A 5,323-nucleotide genomic window follows, 5' to 3' on the forward strand; every position below is an offset into this window, starting at 1 on the left:
GCGCAGGACAGCATCTTTACCACGCCGCCAGCCTTCCCGTTCGGCGGCGCCGGACTGGTCAGCAGCGCGCGCGATTACGACCGGTTCCTCGGCATGCTGGTCGGCAAGGGCCAGCTGGGCGGCACGCGGATCATGTCCGAGGCGACCGCATTGCTCGGCATGTCCAACCTGCTTCCCGACACCGCGGTCACCAAGGGCACCTGGGTGGAAGACCAGGGCTTCGGCGCGGGCGGACGCGTGGGCCTGGGCAATGCCAAGGGTCCGGCAGGGACCTATGGCTGGGGCGGTGCAGCCGGAACGGTGGCGTTTGTTGACCATGTCCGCGGCATCCGCGCATCGGGCTTTACCCAGTACATGCCGGCCGAAAGCTATCCGTTCCAGCGCGAATTCCCCAAGATGATCTACGACCAGCTGCAGGCGATGGGCTGATCGGCCGCAACGGGGGAAGCGCTATGTCCTTGTCGCTGATTGCTCCGGCGCTGACCGGGGGGCGGATCGACCGTGCCGATCAGGTCCGCGTCGATCCCGACCGGCTCGCCGGCTACATGAACTGGAAGGCGAAGCTGCTCACGCTCAACGGGCTCGAGCCCGAGGTCAGCGTCGAGGGGCGGCTGGTCTGGCACAGCCTTGCCGATGCCGCGCCCGACAGCGAGCTGATCTTCCTGGGGCTGATGGACGACAAGGCGCATTTCGCCGAATTGAAGCGCAGCGAGCCCGGCTCGAGCCTGCACTACAACCCGCGCGTCTGGCAGATGCTCGCCAGCCTGCCCGCCGACGAGCTCGCGTTGTACGGCGGCGCGCGCACCCTGGTCGACTGGCACGCACGCCACCGCTTCTGCTCGCTGTGCGGGGCCGCCAGCACGATGTCCAAGGGCGGCTGGTCGCGGACCTGTTCGGGCTGCGGCGCGGAGCATTTTCCGCGTGTCGATCCGGTCACGATCATGCTGTCCGAATATCAGGGCAAGGTCCTGCTCGGCCGCCAGCCGCGCTTTCCCGCGCGCCGCTTTTCCGCGCTGGCAGGCTTTGTCGAGCCGGGCGAGGGCATCGAGGAAGCGGTCGCACGCGAGCTGTTCGAAGAAGCGGGAATCCGCGTGCGCAACGTGCGCTATGTCGCCAGCCAGCCCTGGCCGTTCCCGTCCTCGCTGATGATCGCCTGCACCAGCGAGGCGCTGAGCGACGAACTCACGCTCGACACCACCGAGATCGAGGAGGCGGGCTGGTTCAGCGCCGCCGAGGTCCGCGCCGCGATGGCAGGCGACGAGACCGCCCCCTTCATCGCGCCGCCCCCATTCGCCATCGCGCATGACCTGCTCAAGCACTGGCTGGACGCGCAGTAGACACCGGCTCTGGCTCCGACTGTCGTTTTGCAGTCAAACCAGATATTGACGCTCCCGGTAGCAAGTGGCATTAGCGCCCTCGCATCGCACACGCGACCCATGCGCGCGGGTATAGCTTAGTGGTAAAGCTCCAGCCTTCCAAGCTGGCTATGAGGGTTCGATTCCCTCTACCCGCTCCAGGGCCTCTCTCAGGAGGTCCGAAAACGTAGCGTAAGCTGCCGTTTTTCAGCGCTTTTTTGTGATATGCCTTCCCAGCGGTTCGAACGTAATGTTGCCCTGCACATTGTCCATCTGGTGGGGTTTTTGATGGACCTGCGGCATAACTTGGCGGCGAAAGGTCCATCGCAATGACCGGAAGTGCCAGATAACCGGGGCTTGCAATTGCAACACTCGCGCACGCGAAGCCCAAGCCATCGATTGCAAACTGTCTGACCGGGACGGAATACTGGCGGATGAACTACCGTCATATTGCCGGGCAGACGCGAGGCAGGCCTCCTTGAGGCCCGACGCCTGATCGCAGACGGCATCGATCCGGTCGACCAGGCCAGGCTGCACAAAATCGCCGACAGCATTGCGGCGTCCGACTCCGGCAACTTGGTGGCTGCCGAATGGCTGGAGAAGGTCAGGCTTGCTGGTCTGCCCGCCATCTTCCTCCAGATTTGAGCAATTTCCGGCTCTCTGGAAGGAACTGGATAGGATGCGTGGTTTCGCGGCGGATGGTCGGCGCGCCAGCGAACCGAATGGTTTCATACAAATAAGCCTGCCCAGCCAAGGAATTCCGGGGGCGCCAACTCTATCTGCCGGGGATCGACAGGTGTGGTGGCGTCGCAAATTGGAGGCTGATGCTATGTTGGATGACTTCCAAGCCTTGCATATCAACCGGGTTATAGATATCACCTAGTTAGACGATTAGGACAGGAGAGATCGCATGGCCACGAAGGCTGACGACATCAAGCAGAGTGAGGAATGGCAAAAAGCCGTATCCTACGAAATCAGAGACGAAGATATCGAACGGCAGAAGCAGCTGATCGGCTTCGAAGAGCCCGGCAAGATGGCGCAGTACGTGCAAACGCTGAGCCATGATTCGATCCGCAACTGGTCGTACGGCTGCGGCGACGACAACCCGCTGTTCACCGATCCCAATTACGCCAGGCGCACCCGCTGGGGCGATGCCATCGCTCCGGGCATGATGATCGGCCAGGTCGGCAAGCCGTTGCTCGGCGACCCCACGCCTGACGAAATCCGCGCTCTCAAGAAGAGCCTGTTTCGCGGAATTCACGTGTTTGTGTCGGGCGCCGACTGGGAATTCTACCGCGCGGCGTATCCCGGCGACACCATCTACACCTTCTCGGGCGAGGAAAGCTGCGAGGTCAAGCAGTCCGAATTCGCCGGCCGGTCGGTGATCAACGTGCGCCGCCACGTCAACATGAACCAGCGCGGCGATGTCGTGTCGGTCTATCGCGTGCTCAGCGTGCTGACCGAACGCAAGACCGCGGCGAAAAAGGGCAAATACTCCGCCATTGAACCCAAGGTGTGGACCGACGAAGAGTTCGCGGCGATCGAAGAAGTCTATGCCGCCGAGCAGGTCCAGGGACCGGCCAAGCGCTGGGCGGAAGAGGTGGCGATCGGCTCGCCGCTTGGTCGTCAGGCCAAGGGTCCGCTGACCGTGACCGACGTGGTGTGCTTCCACGCGGGCGGCTACGGCTTCGTGCCCTATGCCCCCACCGTCGGCCGCCGCGCGCACAAGAACCGCAAGCGCATTGCGCCGTTCTATGTGAAGAACGAATATGGCGTACCCGACGTGGCGCAGCGGCTGCACTGGGATCCGGTGTGGGCGCAGGCGATCGGCAACCCGATGGCCTATGATTATGGGGTAATGCGCGAAAACTATCTGTGGAGCTATCTCAACGACTGGGCCGGCGATGACGCGATCATCACCAAGGTGCACGACGAGATCCGCAAGTTCAACTACATGGGCGATGTGCAGTTCGTCACCGGCGAAGTCGTCGGCAAGCGCACCGAACATGGCAACGAACTGGTCGACGTCGTGGTCCGCTTCACCAACCAGCGTGGCGAGGAAACCATCAAGTCGACCGCGACGATTGCCTTGCCCAGCAAGGCGCGTCCGTTGCCGCTGTATCCGCCGGTGCCCGAGGCGCTGGCTGAAAAGGCTGTCAAGATGATGGCTCGACACCGCGAACTTGGCGGCGATTGATCCTAGGGCTGCAATGAGCACCGCAGCCTGACGAACACTTCGATGCGGGGAGGATATTGGCGTTTACGCCGGCATCCTCCCCCTTTTCGCTTATGGGATCAGGTGGATAATCGGCATGGCACTCGATCATATTCGTATTGAAATGCATGACACCGGCCTTGCGCAGGTGATCGTCGCGCGCGCCGATATCGGCAATGCCTCGTCGCCTGAAATGCTCGAGGAAATCCGCGACGCCTTTGCCGCGCTCGGCGATGATGCGGATGTCCGCGCCATCGTGCTGATGGCCGAGGGACGCCATTTTTCGGTCGGAGCGGATTTCGGTTTTCTCGACCGGCTGACGGGCATGTCGGCGCAGCACATCCGCGACACCGTGTATTCGCGCTTTCAGGGCGCTGCGCGCGCGATCTATCGCTGCCCCAAGCCGACGCTGGCGCTCGTGCAGGGCGCGGCGGTGACCGTTGGGTGCGAACTGGCGCTGGCCTGTGATTTCCGCATCGCGGCAGATACCGCCCGCTTTCAGGAAAGCTGGGTGAAGCTTGGCATCATGCCGCCGCTGGGAGGATTGTTCCTGCTGCCCCGGCTGGTCGGTCTTGGCAGGGCGATGGACATCTGCCTGCTCGGGCGGCCGGTGCTTGCCGATGAGGCACTGCGCATCGGCATGGTTGGCGAGGTGATTGCCGCCGATCTGCTCGCCGAACGTGGCATGGCGTTTGCCCGAGAGCTCGGCCAGATTCCGGCGATGGCCTATACCAGCATCAAGCAGGGGCTCCAGCGTGGGCTGGAAACCTCGATGGAGGCGGAGTGGCAGGCCAACCTCGCCAATCAGGCGCTGCTGCTGGGCAGCGACGATTTCAAGCGGCAACTGGCCGCAACCAAGGCCGCGGTGGCGGGCGCCAAGCGCAAACAATAGGAGCCAATGGTATGGAAAAGCGGTTTCTCGGCAAAAGCGGGCTCGAACTTTCGGTGTTTGGCTTTGGCTGCATGACCTTTTCCGATGGTGAGGGCCGCTTTGGCGCGACCGGATCGACCAGGGGTGCAGATGCTGCGCGCCAGGTTGATCTGTGCATCGATCACGGCATCAATTTCTTCGACACCGCCGATGTCTATGGAGCCGGCCGGTCTGAGGAAATCCTGGGCGAAGCGCTGGGCAAGAAACGCAAATGGGTCTGCGTGGCGACCAAGGCATTCAACCGTATGGGCAAGGGCGTGCATGACATCGGCCTGTCGCGCCGTCACCTGATCGATGCGTGTGACGCATCGCTGCGCCGCCTGGGCACCGACTGGATCGATCTGTATCAGGTCCACAGCTTTGACGGACTGACGCCGCAGGACGAGACGCTGCGCGTGCTTGATGACCTCGTGCGCTCGGGCAAGGTCCGCTACATCGGGTGTTCGAACTTTGCCGCCTGGCAACTGGCCAGGGCGCTGGGCATTTCCGAACGCGACCGGCTAAACGCTTATATCGGCCAGCAGATCGAATATTCGCTGGTCGCCCGGACGGCGGAAGAGGAATTGCTGCCCTGCGGTATCGACATGGGCGTTGGCGCAATCATCTGGAGCCCGCTGGCGCAGGGTTTTCTCTCTGGCAAGTTCCGCGGCCAGGCGAGCGGCAACACCCGGCTGGAGTTGATGGGCGCGCTGACAGCCTATGACAATCAGCGGTGCCGCAATGTGCTGGCCGCAGTCGATGCGATAGTTGAGGAACGCGGCAATGGTGCGACGCACAGCCAGGTCGCACTCAACTGGCTGAGGGCACGCAGCGGCGTTACCT

Annotated in this window: 6 protein-coding genes and 1 tRNA gene; 6 read left to right on the plus strand and 1 reads right to left on the minus strand. The window is 62.9% G+C overall.

Annotated elements, in window-relative coordinates:
• The 3 genes from ACT6VE_RS34305 to ACT6VE_RS34315 all read left to right on the plus strand — a co-directional run.
• A partial coding sequence (locus ACT6VE_RS34305) for a serine hydrolase (RefSeq protein ID WP_444802608.1) occupies nucleotides 1–429 on the plus strand: 429 nt, incomplete at its 5' end.
• Between the two features lie 23 nt (nucleotides 430–452).
• Nucleotides 453–1,337: an NAD(+) diphosphatase gene (gene nudC, locus ACT6VE_RS34310; RefSeq protein WP_287889453.1), complete on the plus strand. Its 885-nt coding sequence runs from the start codon at nucleotides 453–455 to the stop codon at nucleotides 1,335–1,337.
• A gap of 105 nt (nucleotides 1,338–1,442) precedes the next feature.
• Nucleotides 1,443–1,516, plus strand: a tRNA-Gly gene (locus ACT6VE_RS34315).
• 46 nt (nucleotides 1,517–1,562) lie between these two features.
• On the opposite strand, the gene ACT6VE_RS34320 is transcribed toward ACT6VE_RS34315, so the two are convergent.
• Entirely contained in the window at nucleotides 1,563–2,087 is a 525-nt protein-coding gene (locus ACT6VE_RS34320; RefSeq protein ID WP_444610335.1) for a hypothetical protein, read from the minus strand.
• A 178-nt stretch (nucleotides 2,088–2,265) separates the two neighbouring features.
• On the opposite strand from ACT6VE_RS34320, the gene ACT6VE_RS34325 reads away from it, so the two are divergent.
• The 3 genes from ACT6VE_RS34325 to ACT6VE_RS34335 form a co-directional block, all read left to right on the plus strand.
• Nucleotides 2,266–3,552 carry an FAS1-like dehydratase domain-containing protein gene (locus ACT6VE_RS34325; RefSeq protein ID WP_439485774.1) on the plus strand — a complete coding sequence of 429 codons (1,287 nt, stop codon included), beginning with the start codon at nucleotides 2,266–2,268 and terminating at the stop codon, nucleotides 3,550–3,552.
• A gap of 115 nt (nucleotides 3,553–3,667) precedes the next feature.
• A complete protein-coding gene (locus ACT6VE_RS34330) occupies nucleotides 3,668–4,462 on the plus strand; it encodes an enoyl-CoA hydratase/isomerase family protein (protein ID WP_054133575.1) in 795 nt (264 codons plus the stop codon).
• Nucleotides 4,463–4,473: 11 nt separating this feature from the next.
• The coding region (locus ACT6VE_RS34335) for an aldo/keto reductase (RefSeq protein WP_444802609.1) at nucleotides 4,474–5,323 on the plus strand (850 nt) is incomplete at its 3' end.

It is taken from the genome of Shinella sp. (genome assembly GCF_052438155.1).
Classification (GTDB): domain Bacteria; phylum Pseudomonadota; class Alphaproteobacteria; order Rhizobiales; family Rhizobiaceae; genus Shinella.

Excerpts from the sequence above, each read along its gene's own strand:
- nudC (WP_287889453.1), top strand. The coding sequence starts at position 453 with ATGTCCTTGTCGCTGATTGCTCCGGCGCTGACCGGGGGGCGGATCGAC.
- ACT6VE_RS34320 (WP_444610335.1), bottom strand. The coding sequence starts at position 2,087 with ATGAAACCATTCGGTTCGCTGGCGCGCCGACCATCCGCCGCGAAACCA.
- ACT6VE_RS34325 (WP_439485774.1), top strand. The coding sequence starts at position 2,266 with ATGGCCACGAAGGCTGACGACATCAAGCAGAGTGAGGAATGGCAAAAA.
- ACT6VE_RS34330 (WP_054133575.1), top strand. The coding sequence starts at position 3,668 with ATGGCACTCGATCATATTCGTATTGAAATGCATGACACCGGCCTTGCG.